This window comes from Bacillus sp. JJ675, assembly GCF_036963165.1.
Taxonomy (GTDB): Bacteria; Bacillota; Bacilli; order Bacillales; family Bacillaceae; genus Bacillus; species Bacillus glycinifermentans.
Genome location: NZ_JBALMR010000018.1, coordinates 33855 through 52978, shown reverse-complemented (window position 1 = coordinate 52978; position 19124 = coordinate 33855). Strand labels below are relative to the sequence as shown.

The 19124-nt window shown below is 47.9% G+C and carries 19 protein-coding genes, 1 other RNA gene, 1 pseudogene and 1 other annotated feature; of the genes and pseudogenes, 15 read left to right on the top strand and 6 right to left on the bottom strand.

Annotated elements, in window-relative coordinates:
- Positions 1-57: 57 nt before the first annotated feature.
- The gene (locus V7126_RS04430; RefSeq protein WP_175075641.1) at positions 58-1635 is read right to left on the bottom strand and encodes an SH3 domain-containing protein; all 1578 of its coding nucleotides are present in this window, start codon (positions 1633-1635) and stop codon (positions 58-60) included.
- Between the two features lie 143 nt (positions 1636-1778).
- Here V7126_RS04430 and V7126_RS04425 point away from each other — a divergent pair, with 143 nt between their 5' ends.
- From V7126_RS04425 to V7126_RS04400, 6 genes are all read left to right on the top strand, one after another.
- Positions 1779-1943, top strand: a complete 165-nt coding sequence (locus tag V7126_RS04425; RefSeq protein ID WP_096891867.1) for a YrzK family protein — start codon at positions 1779-1781, stop codon at positions 1941-1943.
- Positions 1944-1998: 55 nt separating this feature from the next.
- Positions 1999-2235: a binding site (T-box leader), on the top strand.
- Positions 2236-2314: 79 nt separating this feature from the next.
- Entirely contained in the window at positions 2315-3589 is a 1275-nt protein-coding gene (gene hisS / locus V7126_RS04420; RefSeq protein ID WP_175075640.1) for a histidine--tRNA ligase, read from the top strand.
- Positions 3590-3603: 14 nt separating this feature from the next.
- Complete coding sequence (aspS, locus tag V7126_RS04415) at positions 3604-5382, top strand: aspartate--tRNA ligase (protein WP_175075639.1); 1779 nt, start codon at positions 3604-3606, stop codon at positions 5380-5382.
- Between the two features lie 68 nt (positions 5383-5450).
- Positions 5451-5644, top strand: a non-coding RNA gene (gene ssrS / locus V7126_RS04410) — 6S RNA.
- A 146-nt stretch (positions 5645-5790) separates the two neighbouring features.
- Complete coding sequence (locus V7126_RS04405; RefSeq protein ID WP_046132112.1) at positions 5791-6555, top strand: tRNA threonylcarbamoyladenosine dehydratase; 765 nt, start codon at positions 5791-5793, stop codon at positions 6553-6555.
- Positions 6556-6723: 168 nt separating this feature from the next.
- On the top strand, positions 6724-7137 hold the full coding sequence (locus V7126_RS04400; protein ID WP_421721858.1) for an SF0329 family protein: 414 nt from the start codon (positions 6724-6726) through the stop codon (positions 7135-7137).
- A gap of 18 nt (positions 7138-7155) precedes the next feature.
- On the opposite strand, the gene V7126_RS04395 is transcribed toward V7126_RS04400, so the two are convergent.
- Entirely contained in the window at positions 7156-8421 is a 1266-nt protein-coding gene (locus V7126_RS04395; protein WP_046132113.1) for a replication-associated recombination protein A, read from the bottom strand.
- A 406-nt stretch (positions 8422-8827) separates the two neighbouring features.
- On the opposite strand from V7126_RS04395, the gene cymR reads away from it, so the two are divergent.
- The 8 genes from cymR to V7126_RS04355 all read left to right on the top strand — a co-directional run bounded on the left by cymR (position 8828) and on the right by V7126_RS04355 (position 15682).
- Entirely contained in the window at positions 8828-9244 is a 417-nt protein-coding gene (cymR, locus tag V7126_RS04390) for a cysteine metabolism transcriptional regulator CymR (RefSeq protein ID WP_046132114.1), read from the top strand.
- A gap of 19 nt (positions 9245-9263) precedes the next feature.
- Positions 9264-10403: a cysteine desulfurase family protein gene (locus tag V7126_RS04385; protein ID WP_175075638.1), complete on the top strand. Its 1140-nt coding sequence runs from the start codon at positions 9264-9266 to the stop codon at positions 10401-10403.
- A gap of 84 nt (positions 10404-10487) precedes the next feature.
- Positions 10488-11606, top strand: a complete 1119-nt coding sequence (mnmA, locus tag V7126_RS04380; protein WP_175075637.1) for a tRNA 2-thiouridine(34) synthase MnmA — start codon at positions 10488-10490, stop codon at positions 11604-11606.
- 117 nt (positions 11607-11723) lie between these two features.
- Positions 11724-12344, top strand: coding sequence for a tetratricopeptide repeat protein (locus tag V7126_RS04375; RefSeq protein ID WP_373688020.1), 621 nt, complete (start codon positions 11724-11726; stop codon positions 12342-12344).
- Positions 12345-12401: 57 nt separating this feature from the next.
- On the top strand, positions 12402-14774 hold the full coding sequence (gene recD2, locus V7126_RS04370) for an SF1B family DNA helicase RecD2 (protein WP_175075741.1): 2373 nt from the start codon (positions 12402-12404) through the stop codon (positions 14772-14774).
- A gap of 88 nt (positions 14775-14862) precedes the next feature.
- The gene (locus V7126_RS04365) at positions 14863-15324 is read left to right on the top strand and encodes a PRC-barrel domain-containing protein (RefSeq protein ID WP_046132118.1); all 462 of its coding nucleotides are present in this window, start codon (positions 14863-14865) and stop codon (positions 15322-15324) included.
- 19 nt (positions 15325-15343) lie between these two features.
- Complete coding sequence (locus tag V7126_RS04360) at positions 15344-15535, top strand: hypothetical protein (RefSeq protein ID WP_046132119.1); 192 nt, start codon at positions 15344-15346, stop codon at positions 15533-15535.
- A 15-nt stretch (positions 15536-15550) separates the two neighbouring features.
- Positions 15551-15682 (top strand): YrzQ family protein, encoded by a 132-nt coding sequence (locus tag V7126_RS04355; RefSeq protein WP_065894754.1) that lies wholly within the window; start codon positions 15551-15553, stop codon positions 15680-15682.
- Between the two features lie 33 nt (positions 15683-15715).
- Here the strand turns inward: V7126_RS04355 and V7126_RS04350 are convergent, their stop codons facing one another.
- The 4 genes from V7126_RS04350 to V7126_RS04335 are packed head-to-tail and all read right to left on the bottom strand — an operon-like array spanning position 15716 to position 18642.
- Positions 15716-16366 (bottom strand): amino acid ABC transporter permease, encoded by a 651-nt coding sequence (locus tag V7126_RS04350; protein WP_175075635.1) that lies wholly within the window; start codon positions 16364-16366, stop codon positions 15716-15718.
- A 21-nt stretch (positions 16367-16387) separates the two neighbouring features.
- Positions 16388-17038 carry an amino acid ABC transporter permease gene (locus V7126_RS04345; RefSeq protein ID WP_046132121.1) on the bottom strand — a complete coding sequence of 217 codons (651 nt, stop codon included), beginning with the start codon at positions 17036-17038 and terminating at the stop codon, positions 16388-16390.
- Between the two features lie 39 nt (positions 17039-17077).
- Complete coding sequence (locus V7126_RS04340) at positions 17078-17884, bottom strand: transporter substrate-binding domain-containing protein (RefSeq protein ID WP_099047115.1); 807 nt, start codon at positions 17882-17884, stop codon at positions 17078-17080.
- Between the two features lie 29 nt (positions 17885-17913).
- Positions 17914-18642, bottom strand: a complete 729-nt coding sequence (locus tag V7126_RS04335) for an amino acid ABC transporter ATP-binding protein (RefSeq protein ID WP_175075634.1) — start codon at positions 18640-18642, stop codon at positions 17914-17916.
- Between the two features lie 237 nt (positions 18643-18879).
- On the opposite strand from V7126_RS04335, the pseudogene V7126_RS04330 reads away from it, so the two are divergent.
- A pseudogene (locus V7126_RS04330) lies at positions 18880-19124 on the top strand (AI-2E family transporter); the annotation flags it as partial.

Below are 19124 nucleotides of genomic sequence, written 5' to 3'. Positions count from 1 at the left end.
GATATAGGGAATTACATAGAACTATAACGAAAAAAGCAGGCGGAGCCGCCTGCTTTCTTAATTAAAATAATTTTCAAGACCGTTCCTGATTCCGTCCGTCACTCTTTCTCGATAACCGTTTGTGCTCACGATCGCTTCATCCTGGGGATGGCTTAAGTAGCCGAGCTCAAACAGAGCGGCAGGGCGGTTGTTTTCCCTTAGTACGAAATAATCCCCGAATAAGACGCCGCGGCTTGGCAGAGGCGACTGTTTTTCGATTTCGGACTGAACATCTGCGGCCAGCCCCTTGTCTTTAGACTGGCTGTAATAATAGGCCGTATTTCCCCTTACAGAGGCATTTGCAAAACTGTCGAAGTGAATGCTGATAAATGCGTCGGCATTGCGGTAATGAGAGGTCGCAACACGCGACTGCAGACTGACGAAAGAATCGTCATTGCGTGTCATGTAGACATTGACTCCGTCTGCCCTCAGCTTTGCTGCAAGAAGCTTCGCCGTTTTGATGGTCAGCCTTTTCTCGAGCGTTCCCCGCGTACCGATTGTCCCGCTGTCATGTCCGCCATGACCCGCATCAATGACAATCGTTTTGTTTTTGATCGAATCGCTTGAGCCGGACGGCTTTGATAAAGGAGGCTCTGTATCGCCTGAGTCTCCGGAAGATCCTGATTGATCAGACGTCTGAACGACCCAGTTTGCTATATATGCCGAATTTCCGTTCGGCAGGGCAATTTCATACCAGTCGCTCTTTTTCCCGGTAATGGGGTAAGCTTCGCCTTTTCTGGCGCGTTTAACGACAGATGATGAAGTTGACGGCTCGCTTCTGATATTCGTACCGTCGTACACGATGGTCGCATTCTCGCCTGAGCCTGAGCTGGATGCGCTGCCGGCGTTTTCGGAACCGGAATTCTTTCCATCGTCCGTCAAAATATAATGGCTTGCGACCCAGCCTTTTTGTCCGTTGAACTCGATTTCATACCACCCGTGCTGTTCATTCAAAATCGTCACTGCCGTATTTCGTTTCAGCGAGGCGATGATTCCAGCCTGATGGGAAGCCGAGCTTCTGACATTCAGGGACGAGACGCCGACAGTTCCTGATTTTTGAGAAGCGCCGCTTGAGGACGATTCATTTGCAGAAGTACCGCCGGAGACATAGTCGGAGTGAACCCAGCCCGTTACATTTTGATAGGAGATCTTGACCCAGCTTCCGTCCGTTTTTAGGAGAGCGGCCTTTTCCCCTTTAGGGAACGTTCCGCTGACTTCGTATGAAGTGCCGGGCCCTTTTCTGATTCTTAAGTCAGTAGCGGTGGATGTTACTTGTCCGCTTTTTGCTTCGGAGGATACAGATCCGCCTGATGCCTGTCCTTTTTTCTTAATGAGCCAAGAGACGACCCAGCCCTTTTGTCCGCCGGAAAGCCGGATTTGAATCCAGTCTCCTTTTTCCTCCAGAATCGGATATGTTTCATCCCGCTTGACGACGCTGACGATGTCATGGCTCAATCCGGGTCCGCTTCTGACGTTGATCTTATCAGTGGCGACCACGGCTTCTCCTATGGCCGCAGAAGCTGTATTGGATGATGTATATAAGGCCGCTTGAGCGATCAGGATCATCGAGAGGATCAAGATTGCACTCTTTCGCATAATAATTCTTCATCTCCTCCTTTCTTAGAAAACTTGAAAACAGTACTTCTTCCTTTATATCGTATATTCCTTGCTGTTTTTTTAATAAAATGAAAATGATTTGTTTATACTATAGAAAAAAGCGATCTAAAGGATGTTGCGAGATGAGGTATGATCATCGTATGGGAAAAGCGATTCATGAACAAGAAGCGAATTTGCATCTTAAGGATCATGTTGATCCTGAGCATATCGGTTATTTGGAAGAAACGGCAACAGAGCTCGGCCTGACGTCAAAAGAATCGATCAAGAATAAAAAGAACCGCATTTAGGGTTGACACACAATCGTAACACTCGTATTATAATATAAATTAGTGTACATATAAGTTAGAACTGAAGATGGAGAATAGTAGGTAAGAGTACGTGAAAAGAGAGGAACCGCCCTGGGCTGAAAGCGGTCTGCACGGTATCTTATCCGAATGAACACTCCGAAGGTTTCCCGCTGAAAGCTTATTTTCGGAGCAATTAGGCGGCGGACGTGAACCTGCGTTAAAGGAATGAAAGCGGGAACTGCCAGGCAGTTCCAACTAGGGTGGCACCACGGGTATAACTCTCGTCCCTACTATTGGTTTTATAGTAGGCTCGGGGGTTTTTTCTATTTTTCAGAAGAGAAAACAGGTATGAAAAAGAGGAGGCTTTACAAATGGCATTTAACATTCCAAGGGGAACACAGGACATCCTCCCCGGAGAATCAGAGCGCTGGCAATATGTCGAGAACATTGCGAGAGAGACTTGTCATGCATATCACTATAAAGAAATCAGGACGCCGATTTTTGAACATACAGAATTATTCTCACGGGGTGTAGGAGAATCGACGGATATCGTTCAAAAAGAGATGTATACATTCGCAGATAAAAAAGGGAGAAGCCTCACGCTTCGTCCTGAAGGTACGGCTTCTGCGGTACGCTCGTTTGTTGAAAATAAACTATTTGCGAATCCGACGCAGCCGACAAAGCTGTATTATATCGGACCGATGTTCCGCTATGAACGGCCTCAAACCGGGCGCTACCGTCAATTCTATCAATTCGGCGTCGAAGCGATCGGTTCGAGCGATCCGGCGATCGATGCGGAAGTCATTGCCCTGGCGATGAGCGTATACCGAAAAGCCGGTCTGCAAAATGTGAAGCTCGTCATTAACAGCCTTGGCGACAAAACGAGCCGCATTGCGCACAGGGAAGCGCTGATCCGCCACTTTGAGCCGCGCATTGATGAGTTTTGCGGAGACTGCCAAAAACGCCTCAAGCAAAACCCGCTCAGGATTTTGGATTGCAAAAAGGACAGAGAGCATGAGCTTTTGAAAACGGCTCCTTCGATTCTTGATTATTTAAATGACGAATCGAAAGCATACTTTGAAAAGGTTCAGCAATATTTAACAGATATCGGGATTTCGTTTGAAGTGGATCCGAACCTCGTCAGGGGGCTTGACTACTATAACCATACGGCTTTTGAAATCATGAGTGATGCAGAAGGCTTCGGCGCCATCACGACGCTCGCTGGAGGGGGCCGCTATGACGGCCTTACCGAGGAAATCGGCGGACCGAAAGCGCCGGGCATCGGCTTTGCGATGAGCATCGAGCGCCTGCTTGCCGCAATTGACGCCGAAAATGTGAAGCTTGCTGTCGATGAAGGACTCGACTGCTATATCGTGACGCTGGGGGAAAAGGCGAAGGACTATTCCGTATCCCTTCTCTACAAGCTGAGGGAGGAAGGAATCTCCGGCGACATCGATTACGAATTTAAAAAAATGAAAGGCCAGTTTAAAGCGGCCGACCGCCTCAACGCAAAATATATCGCGATTTTAGGCGAAGATGAACTCAAGGACAACAAAATCAATGTCAAAGATGCAAAAACGGGAGAACAACAGGAAATCAAACTTGACGAATTCATCCGTTTTATGAAAGCAAACACTGAAAGGTAAAGGAGAGGAACGCTTTGTTTGGACGAACGTATTATTGTGGCGAAATCACGGAGAAGGCGATTGGAGAAACCGTTGTACTAAAAGGATGGGTTCAAAAAAGACGCGATCTCGGAGGTCTGATTTTCATCGATTTAAGAGACCGATCCGGCATCGTTCAGGTTGTCTTTAATCCCGATCTTTCCGCAGATGCGCTCAAAACGGCGGAAACGATCCGCAGTGAATACGTGCTTGACATCACGGGCAAAGTCGTCGCACGCGAAGAAGCCACGGTCAATCCCAACCTGAAAACAGGCAAAATTGAAATCCAGGCTGAATCGGTCACCGTGCTGAGCGCGGCAAAAACGCCTCCTTTCGCGATCAGTGACCAGGCCTCCGAAGTGTCTGAAGACGTCAGATTGAAGCACAGGTATCTCGACTTGCGGCGGCCGGAGATGTACAACACGTTAAAAATGCGGCATAACGTTACGAAAGCCGTCCGCAGCTTCCTTGACGATAACGGCTTTATCGATATAGAAACACCGGTATTGACAAGAAAAACGCCTGAAGGAGCGCGCGATTATCTCGTACCGAGCCGCGTTCATGAAGGCGAATTTTACGCACTGCCGCAGTCCCCGCAGCTTTTCAAGCAGCTATTGATGGTGTCCGGTTTTGACCGCTACTATCAAATCGCTCGCTGCTTCAGGGATGAAGATTTGCGCGCCGACCGCCAGCCGGAGTTTACGCAGATCGATATCGAAATGTCGTTTATGAGCCAGGAAGACATCATGAAGCTTGCTGAAGAGATGATCGCCAGGGTGCTGCTGGAAACACGGGGCATTGAAATCCCGCTGCCGCTGCCGAGAATGTCTTATCAAGATGCGATGAACCTTTATGGTTCAGACAAACCTGATACACGGTTCGGCATGCTGTTGACCGATGTGTCAGAAACCGTAAAGGACTCTGATTTTAAAGTATTTGCGTCAGCCGTGGCAAATGGAGGCGCAGTCAAAGCAATAAACGTAAAAGGGGCAGCATCCAAATATTCGCGGAAAGACATCGATGCGCTCGGCGAATTCGCCGCAAACTACGGGGCGAAAGGACTGGCATGGCTGAAAGCCGAAGCGGACGGTTTAAAAGGGCCGATTGCGAAGTTCTTCCAGGATGAAAAAGGACAGGCGCTCGCTGAAGCGCTAAACGCGGCGGAAGGGGACCTCATCCTCTTTGTCGCAGACCGGCTGGAAGTCGCCAATGACGCTCTCGGCGCACTGCGCTTAAAGCTCGGAAAAGATTTGAAACTGATCGATGAAAGCTTGTTCAACTTTTTATGGGTTGTGGATTGGCCGCTTCTTGAGTATGACTCAGAAGAAGGACGCTTCTATGCGGCGCACCACCCGTTCACGATGCCTGTCCGGGAAGACCTGGAACTGGTCGACACGAATCCGGAAGACATGAAAGCTCAAGCCTATGACCTCGTCTTAAACGGCTATGAGCTGGGCGGCGGATCGATCCGTATTTTTGAAAAAGACGTTCAGGAGAAAATGTTTGCGCTTCTCGGTTTATCTGAGGAAGAGGCGAAAGAACAGTTCGGCTTCCTGCTTGAGGCGTTTGAATACGGGGCTCCCCCGCACGGCGGAATCGCGCTCGGCCTTGACCGGCTTGTGATGCTGCTCAGCGGCCGAACCAATTTGAGAGATACGATCGCCTTCCCGAAAACAGCAAGCGCAAGCTGTCTGTTGATGGAAGCTCCTAGCGAAGTTGACAGCGCCCAGCTCGATGAGCTGCACCTGTCAATCAACCGCAAAGTTCGACAGTAAATTGTAAAATATACGGCTGTTCATCCCATTGAAAATCAAGGGGACGTATGATATCATTTTTAACAAATAAAGTCCTGATGTGTTTGTTGTACACCTAGTTTTGACCGAACATTTCTTTACTTGGGAGTTCATTGTTTTCAAACGGAGTAAATGCCTCTTTTCACTCGAAACCGGAGGACTTGCAAAGTTTGGAACAGAACACCCACCTGCCGAGAGCGGGATCAAAACGAAGGAATGCGGCAACGGCACAATCGGGACTTTTTTGTAGTTTGAAAATTTTGGCCATACTTAGAAAAGTGTATGAGACAAAAGCAAAAATATGAATGAAAATTGAACAGACAGCTTGTTTAATGACCCGATTATGATAAGATACTATCGGTAACTGTATATAAAGATGGAGTGAGATTCTTGTTACATCAGTTTTCACGCAATGAATTAGCGATTGGCAAAGAAGGATTGAAAATTTTAAAAAACAGCACGGTTGCCGTTTTGGGAATCGGCGGCGTCGGTTCGTTCGCGGCAGAAGCGCTCGCCCGCTCCGGAGTCGGCAGAATCGTAATGGTCGATAAAGACGACGTTGACATCACAAACGTCAACCGTCAGCTTCCCGCGCTGCTTTCGACGGTCGGCCAGCCCAAGGTTGACTTGATGAAGGCAAGGATCGCCGATATCAACCCGGAATGCGATTGCATCGCCTTAAAGATGTTTTATACGGAAGAAACGTATGAGCAGTTTTTTGCCTATGAACCTGACTATGTGATCGACGCCTCGGATACGATTCATTATAAGATCCATTTAATGAAGGAGTGCCTCAAGCGGAACATCAAGATCATTTCAAGCATGGGCGCGGCCAATAAGACGGATCCGACGAGGTTTCAAGTCGCCGATATTTCAAAAACGCACACAGATCCGATTGCAAAAGTGATTCGGACGAGACTGCGCAAAGAAGGCATTACAAAAGGCATTAAAGTCGTCTTTTCCGATGAAAGCCCAATCGTGATCCGCGAAGACGTCCGCAAAGTCGTCGGAAATGATGAGGCGAAAATCCGCAAAGCGCAGATGCCGCCGTCATCAAACGCCTTTGTTCCGTCAGTCGCCGGCTTAATCATGGGCGGCCATGTGGTCATGGAGCTATTGAAAGATATTCCGATCAAAAGGGTGAAAGATAAATAATGCAAAAGGATAGCAAGGAAATGCCGCCGGCTATCCTTTTTGCCGTTTTGGAGGAAGTTCATGAGAAGATGGAGCAAAGATAAAAGGCGATTGGACGATTTGATATGCGAAAGTCTAAAAAATCGGGTGAACTTTCACGTTACGGCATATCGAAAAGCCCATGATTAAATGGGGAGGGCTTTCATTAATGTGGACGGGAAAGATATATTCAGCATGTGCACGCTTACAGCGATAAACAAAACGACCGAAATAGAGTCCCGATCCAATAGCGTAAGAAATGTTGATGATGTAACGGAAAACGAGCGGATTTATGACGAAGCCCTGCATCAGGCAAATGAAGACGGACATTTTTATCGATACCAATTTTTTGCTGCGCTTGACGAGTATTTCACAAACAGTATTAATCAAACATTGTCGTCTGAACAAGTTCTTGTCAGAATGCTCGGAATGATAGATAGAAGGACGGGCAGACGCCGGCTCTTAAAAATGGTACCGGTCATTGACCGCGAACACGAAATCGTCAAGTATTTTTACAAGCTCAGAACGGAAGCGGAACGAAAAATGGCCCGTCTCCCCGGATAAAGGGGGATGGGCCGTTTTTCATTTTGTCTTCATCAGCTTGTCATATACCTGTTTAAGCGCGAGTTCAAATTTTCCCGTCTGCTTCGGTTCGTAATACACTTTGTTTTTCAATGGATCAGGCAGGTATTGCTGCTTGACCCAGCCGTTTTCGTAGTCGTGCGGGTATTTGTAATCAACGCCCCTGCCAAGCTCGGCAGCCCCTTTATAATGGGCGTCTTTTAAGTGTTTCGGCACATCGCCGATTTTTCCTGACCGGACGTCTGCCAAAGCCTTGTCAACTGCGAGGATGGCCGAGTTTGATTTAGGCGACAGGCAAAGCTCGATTACGGCGTTTGCCAGAGGAATGCGCGCTTCGGGGAACCCGATCCGTTCCGCTGTTTGAATCGCTTGGAGCGTTCTCCCGCCGGCCTGCGGGTTTGCAAGTCCGATATCCTCATAAGCGATGACGAGAAGCCTCCGGGCAAGGCTTTCCAAATCACCGCCTTCCATCAGCCGCGCCAAATAATGGAGAGCAGCATTCACGTCAGATCCCCTGATCGATTTTTGAAAGGCGGAGATCACGTCATAATGAGCGTCACCGTCTTTGTCATGTGCGAAGCTTTTTTTCTGGAGGCATTCTTCCGCCGTTTCCGTCGTAATATGAATGATTCCTTCTTCATTTTCTTTTGTCGACAGAACGGCAAGCTCCACTGCATTTAGTGCCGAACGGACGTCTCCGCCGCAGCCTGCCGCGAAATGGTCGAGCGCTTTCTCGTCAATCTCAACCTGATATGAACCTAAGCCTCTGTGCTCGTCATGCAGAGCCCGTTCGATGGCTGTTTTGATTTGGTCCGGGCTCAAAGGGTGCAGCTCGAAAATTTGCGTTCTGCTTCTGATCGCCGGATTAATCGCATGATAAGGATTGGCCGTCGTCGCCCCGATCATGATGATCATTCCGTTTTCCAAATACGGCAGAAGGAAATCCTGTTTGCCTTTGTCGAGCCGGTGCACCTCGTCCAATATTAATATCACCTGACCGGACATTTTCGCTTCAGCGGCAACTGCTTCCATGTCCTTTTTGTTGTTGATCACCGCGTTCAGCTTCCGGAAGGCGATGCTTGTGCTCCCGGCAATGGCCGTTGCGATCGATGTTTTTCCGATGCCGGGCGGCCCGTACAGGATCATGGACGAAAGGTGCTTTGCCTGCACCATCCGCTGAATGATCTTGCCTTCTCCTACGAGATGATCTTGGCCGAGAACCTCTTCAATTTTTGTCGGACGCATTCGAAATGCTAATGGTTTCATGATCAATCTCTCCTGAATATATTCTTTTTATAGAGTAACGGAAAAAAGACGATTAGAAAAGAAATCAATATGGCAACACTGATTATATAGCGGAAAATGAAAGTTTATATAAAGTGTGCTATAATTACCTGTAATCTATCAGACGGACAAGCAAAATGCTTGCCGGCATATAGCGGCTTGTACACGCAGAAGAAATATCCGGACGGCCGACAGCAGGGCGGGGATATCTTTTTTTCGGCGGAAATCTCCGTAACGAAATGCGGTTTACGGCTTCCGCATCCTGTGAGAGGGCCCAGAGTACCTTCGTCCGGAGCGAAACTCGGCTAAAGACTTTCACGTCCTGTGAAACGGCCTGAGTAACTTCGTCCTGAAGGCATGATTTTGTTATAGGTTAGAGGTGTTTAATTTGAAAATATCAACTAAAGGCAGATACGGGCTGACGATTATGATTGAGCTTGCCAAGAAGCATGGCGAAGGCCCGACTTCTTTGAAAAGCATTGCCCAGACAAACGATTTATCCGAGCATTATTTGGAACAGCTTGTATCCCCGTTGCGGAATGCCGGGCTTGTCAAAAGCATCCGCGGCGCATACGGCGGCTATATTCTTGGCGATGACCCAGCTTCCATTACGGCGGGCGACATTATCCGCGTGCTGGAAGGCCCGATCAGCCCCGTTGAAGTGCTTGAAAACGAGGAGCCTGCCAAACGCGAGCTGTGGATCAAGATCCGCGACGCCGTCAAGGAAGTGCTTGACTCCACGACGCTCGAAGACTTGGCAAGCTATACGGAAGGCGATCAGGAAGCCTATATGTTTTACATTTAAGACTTGAGGTGTAATGAGGATGGAACGGATTTATTTAGATCATGCAGCAACTTCTCCGACCGATCCGCGCGTAGTAGAAAAAATGCTGCCTTATTTTACGGAAAACTTCGGCAATCCTTCAAGCATTCATTCCTTCGGCAGAGAAGGCCGGAAATGGATTGATGATGCAAGGGCGATGATCGCCGGGGAAATCGGAGCGCGTGAGAATGAAATCGTTTTTACGAGTGGCGGCACGGAAGCCGACAATATGGCGATTTTAGGAAGCGCGCAGGCGAATAAGGATAAAGGAAAGCACATCATCACGACCAAGATAGAGCATCACGCAGTACTGCATACATGCAACAGGCTGGAGGAAATGGGCTTTGATGTGACATACCTTGACGTTGACAAAAGCGGCCGGGTTTCCGCCCGGCAAGTCGAGGATGCGCTGCGCGATGATACCATCCTTGTCACGGTAATGTACGGAAATAATGAAGTGGGGACGCTTCAGCCGATTGACGAAATCGGAGCGCTTGTAAAAGACCATCAGGCATTGTTCCACACAGATGCCGTTCAGGCGTTCGGTTTCTTGCCGATCGATGTAAAAGGCAGCCATATCGACATGATGTCTGTTTCCGGGCACAAACTGAATGGACCGAAGGGGACAGGCTTTTTGTATGTCAATGAAAAAGCGAAGCTCACGCAGATTGTTTTCGGAGGCGAACAGGAACGCAAACGCCGGGCCGGAACGGAAAACGTGCCAGGGATCGTGGGGTTGAGCGAAGCCGTTATTCTCACAAAACAGGAAAGAGAAGAAAAAACGGCTCTTTACCGCCGCTTCAAAAACATCATCACCAAAACGCTTGAACGTGAAGGCGTCCAATTTGAAGTGAACGGAAGTCTTGAGGACAGTCTTCCCCATATTTTGAACTTGTACTTCCCGGGGGTTTCGGTCGAGGCGCTGCTCGTTAACTTGGATATGGCCGGCATCGCGGTATCGAGCGGATCGGCCTGCACCGCCGGATCGGTTCTTCCTTCCCATGTTCTCTCCGCGATGTTCGGCGAACATGCAGATCAGCTCACTTCATCAATACGGATCAGCTTCGGCTTTGGCAATACCGAAGAGCAAATAAAGCGCGCGGCAGAAGAGCTCGCAAAGGTTGTAGATCGTCTGGCGTGAGCTAAAGATTCGCATCGCGCTTGATAATGATGATATGATCTGTGAAGGATAAGTTAATGAATTGATTTATTGGAGTTGATGAAAATGACGAAGCGGCCTGAAGATACACGGGTAGTCGTCGGAATGTCCGGTGGCGTTGATTCTTCTGTCGCAGCCCTGCTTTTGAAAGAGCAAGGCTACGATGTCATCGGGATTTTTATGAAAAACTGGGATGACACCGATGAAAACGGGTTTTGCACCGCTACGGAAGATTATGAAGATGTCATTAAAGTCTGTAACCAAATCGGCATCCCGTATTATGCGGTTAATTTTGAAAAGCAATATTGGGAAAAGGTGTTCCAATATTTTCTTGATGAATATAAAGCGGGCAGAACGCCGAATCCCGATGTCATGTGCAATAAAGAAATTAAATTTAAAGCCTTTTTGGAGCACGCTTTGTCGCTTGGCGCAGACTATCTTGCCACAGGCCATTATGCGAGGGTCGACCGTACGGAAGGCAGGGTTAAAATGCTGAGGGGACTTGACGAAAATAAAGACCAGACGTATTTCCTGAACCAGCTGACAGAAGAACAGCTTGATAAAGTGCTGTTCCCGATCGGCGAGCTGCAAAAAAGCCGCGTCCGCGAAATCGCAAAAGAAGCGGGACTTGCGACGGCGGCGAAAAAAGACAGCACGGGCATCTGCTTTATCGGCGAACGGAATTTCAAAACATTCCTCAGCCAATATCTGCCGGCACAGCCGGGAGAGATGCGGACGATGGAAGGCGAAGTCAAAGGCAGCCACGACGGTTTGATGTATTACACGATCGGGCAAAGGCACGGCCTTGGCATCGGCGGAAGCGGAGAGCCGTGGTTTGTCGTCGGAAAAGATCTCGAAAAAAATATTTTGTATGTTGATCAAGGCTTTGACAACCCGCTCTTGTATTCAGACAAGATCACGGCGACAAACGTGAGCTTTGTGCACAGCGGCGCCTTCAGAGATGAGTCTGAACTTTCCTGCACGGCTAAGTTCCGCTATCGCCAAGCTGATCATGAGGTCACCGTCAAAATGACCGGAACCGATGAAGCGGAAGTCATTTTTAAAGAGCCTGTCCGCGCCGTGACGCCTGGACAAGCGGTCGTCTTTTACAGAGGCGAAGAATGCCTTGGCGGCGGAACGATCGATGATGTATACAAAGACGGGCAAAAGCTCTGGTATGTATAATAAACAAAGCCCCGGAATCCTGGGGCTTGACGGCTGTCGACTTTGTCGACGGCCTTTTTAAAATCGAGCACGAAAGGGAGAAGGCTTTTGGACTACAACCAAATCGGAATTGATGCCATGCAAAAGGGAGACTTTGAAAAAGCGGCCGAAGCATTTACAAAAGCAATCGATAAAAACAGCGGCGATGCCGTTCCGTACATCAACTTTGCAAACCTGCTGTCGGCACTCGGCGAATTGGACAGGGCGCTCGCCTTTTATGAAAGGGCGGTAAGCCTTGATGAAAAAGCCGGAGCGGCTTATTATGGAGCCGGAAATGTCTATGTCATGAAAGAGCGCTACCAAGAGGCAAAGGATATGTTTGAAAAAGCATACCGGACGGGCATGGAAAACAGCGACTTGTTTTATATGCTCGGAACCGTGCTCGTAAAACTTGAGCAGCCGAAGCTCGCTTTGCCGTATTTGCAGAGGGCGGCCGAATTGAATGAAGCGGATCACGAAGCCCGCTTTCAATACGGGCTGTGCCTTGCCAACGAAGGCCTGCTGGACGAAGCGATCGCCCAGTTTTCCACAGTAACGGAGCTCAATCCGGGGCATGCCGATGCTTATTATAATTTAGGCGTTGCATACGCCTATCAGGAAAACCGGGAAAAAGCGCTTGCGATGCTGAACAAAGCGATCGACATACAGCCTGACCATTTCTTGAGCATCCAGGCCAAGCAATTGCTCGAAGAAGCATGATGCCGAGAGCGCTGTAAAGGAGGGAGGAGCACAGTGAAACACCAAAATCCGGACCAAATGCGAATGGATGAGGCGTCCTTTCTGAAGGGAACGGTAACAACTGTCATCTATCACAACGAAACAAATCTCTATACCGTGCTGAAAGTAAAAGTCCAGGAAACATCTGAATCGTTTGATGAGAAAACCGTTTCCGTCACAGGTTATTTTCCGGCGATCTTTGAAGATGAAACGTATACGTTTTACGGAAAAACCGCCTCCCATCCGAAGTTCGGCCTCCAATTTCAGACGGATCATTTTAAAAAAGAAGTCCCCACGACAAAAGAGGGCGTCATTCAATATTTGTCGAGCGACTTGTTTGAAGGCATCGGCAAAAAAACGGCAGAAGAAATCGTCAATAAGCTCGGGGAAGGCGCGATCAACAAAATTCTGGGCGACGCTTCAGTGCTTTACGACGTCCCGAAGCTGTCAAAGAAAAAAGCGGATAAGCTTGCCGCCGCGCTTCAGCAGCACCAGGGGCTCGAGCAGATCATGATTTCGTTAAGCGAGTTCGGTTTTGGACCCCAGCTTTCGATGAAAATTTATCAGGCATATGAATCGGAAACGCTTGATAAAATCCGCGAAAATCCGTACCAGCTCGTGAAGGACGTCGAAGGGATCGGCTTTGTGAAAGCGGATGAACTGGGCGGCCGAATGGGGATTTCGGGCAGGCATCCAGAACGGGTCAAAGCGGCGATTTTATTTACGATCGAAGCGGCATGCCTGCAGGAAGGGCATACTTACATCGAGACAAAACAGCTCATCATCGAGACGCAAAAGCTGCTGAACCAGTCGCCAGGCGAAGAAAAGGTGACCGAAATGGATGTGGCGGATTCGATCATTTCGCTCGGCGAACAAAAGGAATTGTTCATAGAAGATGACAGGTGCTACTATCCTTCGCTTTACTATGCTGAACAAAGCTTTGCCAAAAGGGTGCTGACGATCGCGGAACAAACCGAATATGACGATCAGTTCCCCGAATCGGAATTTTTGCTTGCTTTAGGGGAGCTTGAGGAACGGATGCAGGTTCAGTACGCGCCAAGCCAAAAAGAAGCGATTCAAAAAGCGCTGATGTCTCCGATGCTCCTTTTAACCGGAGGACCGGGGACTGGGAAAACGACGGTCATCAGGGGAATTGTCGAATTGTACAGCGAGCTTCACGGTTTGAGCTTGAATCCGGCTGATTATAAAAAAGACGAGGCGTTTCCGTTTGTCCTGGCTGCGCCGACAGGCAGAGCGGCCAAACGGATGAGCGAGTCGACGGGGCTTCCGGCCGTGACGATTCACAGGCTCCTCGGCTGGAACGGTTCTGAAGGGTTTACACATGACGAGGACAACCCGATCGAAGGCCGGCTGGTGATTATCGACGAGACGAGCATGCTCGATATATGGCTTGCCAATCAATTGTTCAAAGCGATACCCAACCGGATACAGGTCATCATGGTCGGAGACGAAGATCAGCTTCCGTCCGTCGGACCGGGACAGGTGCTCAGGGATCTTTTAGCCTCGAACGTCATTCCTTCCGTCAGATTAACCGATATCTACCGGCAGGCTGAAGGTTCATCAATCGTGGAACTTGCGCATGATATGAAAAAGGGCCGGCTGCCGCAAAATTTGACAGCGCCGACAAAGGACCGGTCATTTATCAGGTGCCGTCAGCAGCAAATGAAAGAGGTCGTGGAAAAAGTCGTCCAAAACGCATTGCAAAAAGGGTATTCCGCACGGGACATCCAAGTGCTCGCTCCGATGTACAGAGGACCGGCGGGAATCAATGAATTAAACGCGCTTTTGCAAAACATCCTCAATCCGCCGAAGCAAAAAGGCAGGGAATTGAAGTACGGGGATGTCGTCTACAGGACGGGAGATAAAGTTCTTCAGCTCGTCAACCAGCCGGAGCACAATGTGTTTAACGGAGATATGGGAGAAATCGTCTCCATCTTTTATGCGAAGGAAAATACGGAAAAAGAAGACATGGCCGTCGTCTCTTTCGACGGCAACGAGATCACATTCACCAAAAAGGATTTTAATCAGTTTACGCATGCTTACTGCTGTTCGATTCATAAATCGCAGGGCAGCGAATTTCCGATCGTCATCCTTCCCGTCGTCAAAAGCTATTACCGGATGCTGAGAAGAAATCTGCTTTATACGGCAATTACAAGAAGCAAAAAATTTCTCATTTTGTGCGGCGAAGAGGAAGCGCTCGAATGGGGCATCAAAAACAAAGATTCCTCTGAAAGGCAGACTTCGCTCAAGAGAAGGCTTCAGCAGGCAGCGCATGAAGAAGACGAAGAGCTCGCCGCGCTCCAAAAGGAGCTGCCGTTTAGCATATATGACGCCAATATCGGCATGGAGGGCATTACACCGTTTGACTTTATGGAAAAAGAGGCGGAATAAAGCTTTTTCATGGAATCCATTTCATCGTATGAGTCCCGTTCCAACGGCAGAACCTAAGACTGTTCTGAAAAAGGTGGTTGATCACACTTTGAGAACATGCAATGAGCTGGAAGGGCTCAATGTCTACGACAGGCAGTCGTCTCTTTTGCTTGGAGCGGTGACAGATATTTGTTTTTCCCAGGAAGGGACATGCCTCGGATTTGTCATGGAAGAGAAGCGGCGCTTTTACAACCATCGCTCGCTCCTTCCGCTTCCCTCCGTCACTGAGATTAATCGTGACGGGATATTCGTTGATTTCACCGTATTTAAGCCGATGCAAATCCCAAAGCAGAGCATTTCCTATGACCAGCTTAAACAAAAAATGGTCAAAAACGGGAGCGGCGATACGCTGGGAATACTGGAAGATGTATACTTTTCTTCCGACTCGGGCATAATCGTATCATACGAACTTTCAGACGGTTTTTTTGCCGACTTGTCAGGCGACAAAAAGCACATCCAGCCATCAGGCGAACCGCTTCAAGTAGGCAGAAGCACAATCGTCCTGAATTAAATAAGAGGTGTGTATACGAATGCTGATCTGCCCGAACTGCAAAGGCAAAGACATCGGAAAAATCGGTGTGAATCAATACTATTGCTGGGGATGCTTCATAGAGCTGACCCTTTCGAAAGGAAAAATTTCAACCCATCAGGTGGAAGAAGACGGAACATTGAGCAGTCTTGACGATCTGTTTACGGATGACGAACGTACGATTAACCTTTGAATGGAGGTTAGAATGTTGAATCGGACAATGACTTCTCTCATTTCGTTAGGTGCCGGGGCGTTGATGTATTACATGGCGTCTCAAAGCGACATGATGAATAAACGGAACATGAGAAAGCTTAGAAGGCGCGTTATGAGAATGTTTTAAAGAGAGGGGTACCCGTTCTTCGGGTATCCTCTCTTACGTTTCCCTTGCTTCCAAACGTCTCGCTGCAAGCGAAAGACAGTAATTCACCGTAAAATACATCAGGGCAACCAACAGGAAGATAGGGATGAGATAGTTGCCTTTTTGTCCGTTGATCACCTGTGCATTATGGGTCAGTTCCGGCAGGGCGATCACCACGGCCAGCGATGTATCCTTCAAAAGCGAGATGAATTGGCTGACGATCGGCGGGACCATTCTTCTGAGCGCCTGCGGCATGATGATCGACATTAATGTCTGAATATACGTCAAGCCGGAAGAACGGGCCGCTTCAATCTGGCCTTTATCGATCGATTGCAATCCGCTTCTGATGATTTCTGAAAGCATCGCCGACTCAAACACGGTTAATGCTGCAATCGCTGAAGCTGTGATGCCCAGTTTGATGCCGACTTCAGGCAAAGCAAAATAAGTAAAGAAGATAATTAACAACAGCGGCAGATTTCGAATCGTCTCCACGACAACGGCCAGCATGGTTGAGACGACGGGAATATTTGCAAAACGCAGCGTCCCGATGACGCCGCCGATGATAAAGCTGAGAATAATGGAAATAAACGCAACCTTCAACGTGACATAAAAACCGTTTAACAAAAATAAAAGATGGTCTGGTGTATAAGCGCCGGAAAAATCCATAACATGTCACCCTCCTGCCTGTTAATTGCTTTTGGCCAGCTTTTTTTCCAATTGTCCGACTCCAATGCTGAGCGGTATCGTTAACAGCAGATAGAACAGCCCCACAAAAATATAGACGTCAAAGGTGACCAGGGTGCTGGAAGAAATCAGATCCCCTTGATACATTAAATCCATTCCTGCGACAACGCCGAGAATAGAAGAATTTTTGACTAAATTAATAAACTGATTTCCCAGCGGAGGAATCACGATTTTAATCGCCTGCGGCAATATAATGTATCTCATCGTTTGGTTGTAGGTTAAACCGGACGACCTTGCCGCTTCCATTTGTCCTTTTGGCACCGATTGGATTCCGGCGCGTATCGCTTCGGCGATAAATGCCGCCGTATAAATCGTTAACGCGATCGTTCCGGCGGTAAAGCCGTCTATGACCATTCCGCTAGACGGAAGGCCATAGAAGAAAACGAACGTAATCAATAAAAGCGGGATATTGCGGACGAATTCAACATAGGCGGTACCCAGCCAATGTAAAGGTTTCAGCGGCGCAATTCTCATGACGGCAATGATTGTCCCCAGCAAAAAGCTGCAGATTAAACCGATGACGCTTGCTAAAATGGTCGTTTTAAAGCCTTCCAAATACATTTCCCAATTTTCGGTGAGTATCGAGAAGTTCAATACGCTTCACACTCCTTTAACGAAAGCCGGCTATTGTCGTCATCCTTCCTTGATCCATTTTTTGTAGACCTTGTCGTATTCGCCGCTTGATTTCAGCTCTTTTAACGCTTTGTTGATTTCCTTTACCAGCTCTTTTTGTCCTTTTTTCACGGCAATTCCGTACGGCTCTTCGGTAAACGTACCGCCGACTAAGTGGAAGGAAGAATCCTCATCAGCCATTCCGTACAGGATCGCATTATCTGTCGTTAAAGCGTCGCCCTGTCCTGATTTTAAAGCGGTAAAGGCTTCTGCGTAATTTTCGAATTCAAGAACGGAGGCTTCAGGAGCTTCTTTGCGGATGTTTTGTGACGATGTCGACCCTTTTACCGCCAAAACTTTTGTTCCTTTGCCAAGGTCGGCCGTGCTTTTGATCGGGCTGTCTTTTTTGACGAGGAGCGACTGGCCTGCTTCAAAGTACACATCTGAGAAATCGACTTCTTTTTTGCGTTCTTCCGTAATGGTCATGGTGGCGATAATGGCGTCAATTTCGTTATTTTGCAGCATAGGAATCCTTGTTTTGGATGTGACTTCTTTAAACTCGGCTTTGTTTTCGTCGCCGAGAATTTGTTTGGCAAGCTGTTTGGCGATATCGATATCAAAGCCTTCGATTTCGCCTGACTTCGGATCTTTCAAGCCGAACAGCCGCGTGTCATTTTTCACACCGAATACGATTTTGTCCCGCTTTTTAATCGTTTCAAACGTATTCGTATTCCCGCTGTCAGATCCTCCGGTTTCCTTTCCTCCGCAGGCGGCAAGAAGCATGATCGCTAAGAGAGCAGTAAATCCGAATGCCGGGATTTTTTTTATAAGTGACATACCTATTCCTCCAATTCTGTTTAATGGTTTAAGATACGGCTTAAGAACAGACGCGCCCTTTCTTCGCGGGGATTCGCATAGAACTCAGCCGGTATTGCTTCCTCCAAAACTTTTCCTTGGTCGATAAATACGATGCGGTCGGCTACCTCTTTGGCAAACCCCATTTCATGGGTTACGACGACCATTGTCATGCCTTCTTTGGCAAGGGTTTTCATCACGTCCAATACCTCTCCGATCATTTCGGGATCGAGAGCGGACGTCGGTTCGTCAAACAGCATGATGTCAGGCTTCATGGCCAGGCCTCTCGCGATTGCGACCCTTTGCTGCTGGCCGCCGGAAAGCTGGGACGGGTAGGAATCGGCTTTGTCGGGAATGCCGACTTTCTGCAGGTAATATTCGGATGTTTCCTGTGCTTCTTTTACGGGTTTTTTTAATACTTTTATAGGGGCTAGCATGATGTTTTGCAGAACTGTTTTGTGCGGGTAGAGATGAAAGTGCTGGAATACCATTCCGATATTTTGGCGGATTTTATTGATGTCTGTTTTTTTATCGTTCATCACCGTGCCGTTTACCGTTAATGTGCCTTGGTCAATCGTTTCCAGCCGGTTGATGCAGCGGAGCAGCGTGCTTTTTCCCGAGCCGGAGGGGCCGATGATGACGACGACTTCGCCTTTTTTGATATGTAAGTTGATGTCTTTCAAAACATGAAAGTTTCCATAGTGCTTATTTACCTGGTCAAATACAATCATTTTATTCCCCCTTTATGTGTGTCATATCATATAACAAGTAATTCCATCAGCAGGGATATTATACATTTTTACCATTAAAATAGTCAAATAGTTTTGTTAATTCAGAAAAATCAAGCGGTCTATCCGGCTGGTTGGTTTTTCGGGTTTAGTCCATTTTATTCTTATAAAAATCCTTTAATTCGGAGAAAAGAATAATTTTTCAATATCATCGAAAGGATAACAAAAGAGGTGAAAAACATGCTGAAAAAACCGCTGCAGCTTTTAATGTGGATCTCGATTTTCATGCTCTTCCTCCTGACCGTTTATATCTTTTTGCAGCTCCGGATGATATGGGAGCCGGTTTCTCTCCTCTTGAAGTCGATTTTGATCCCTTTGGCGATCGCGGTTTTTATCACTTATCTGCTTCTGCCCATCGTTGAAAAGATTCATCAGGCTGGCGTACCGAGAACCTTGAGCATTCTGATCATTTATCTCCTCTTCTT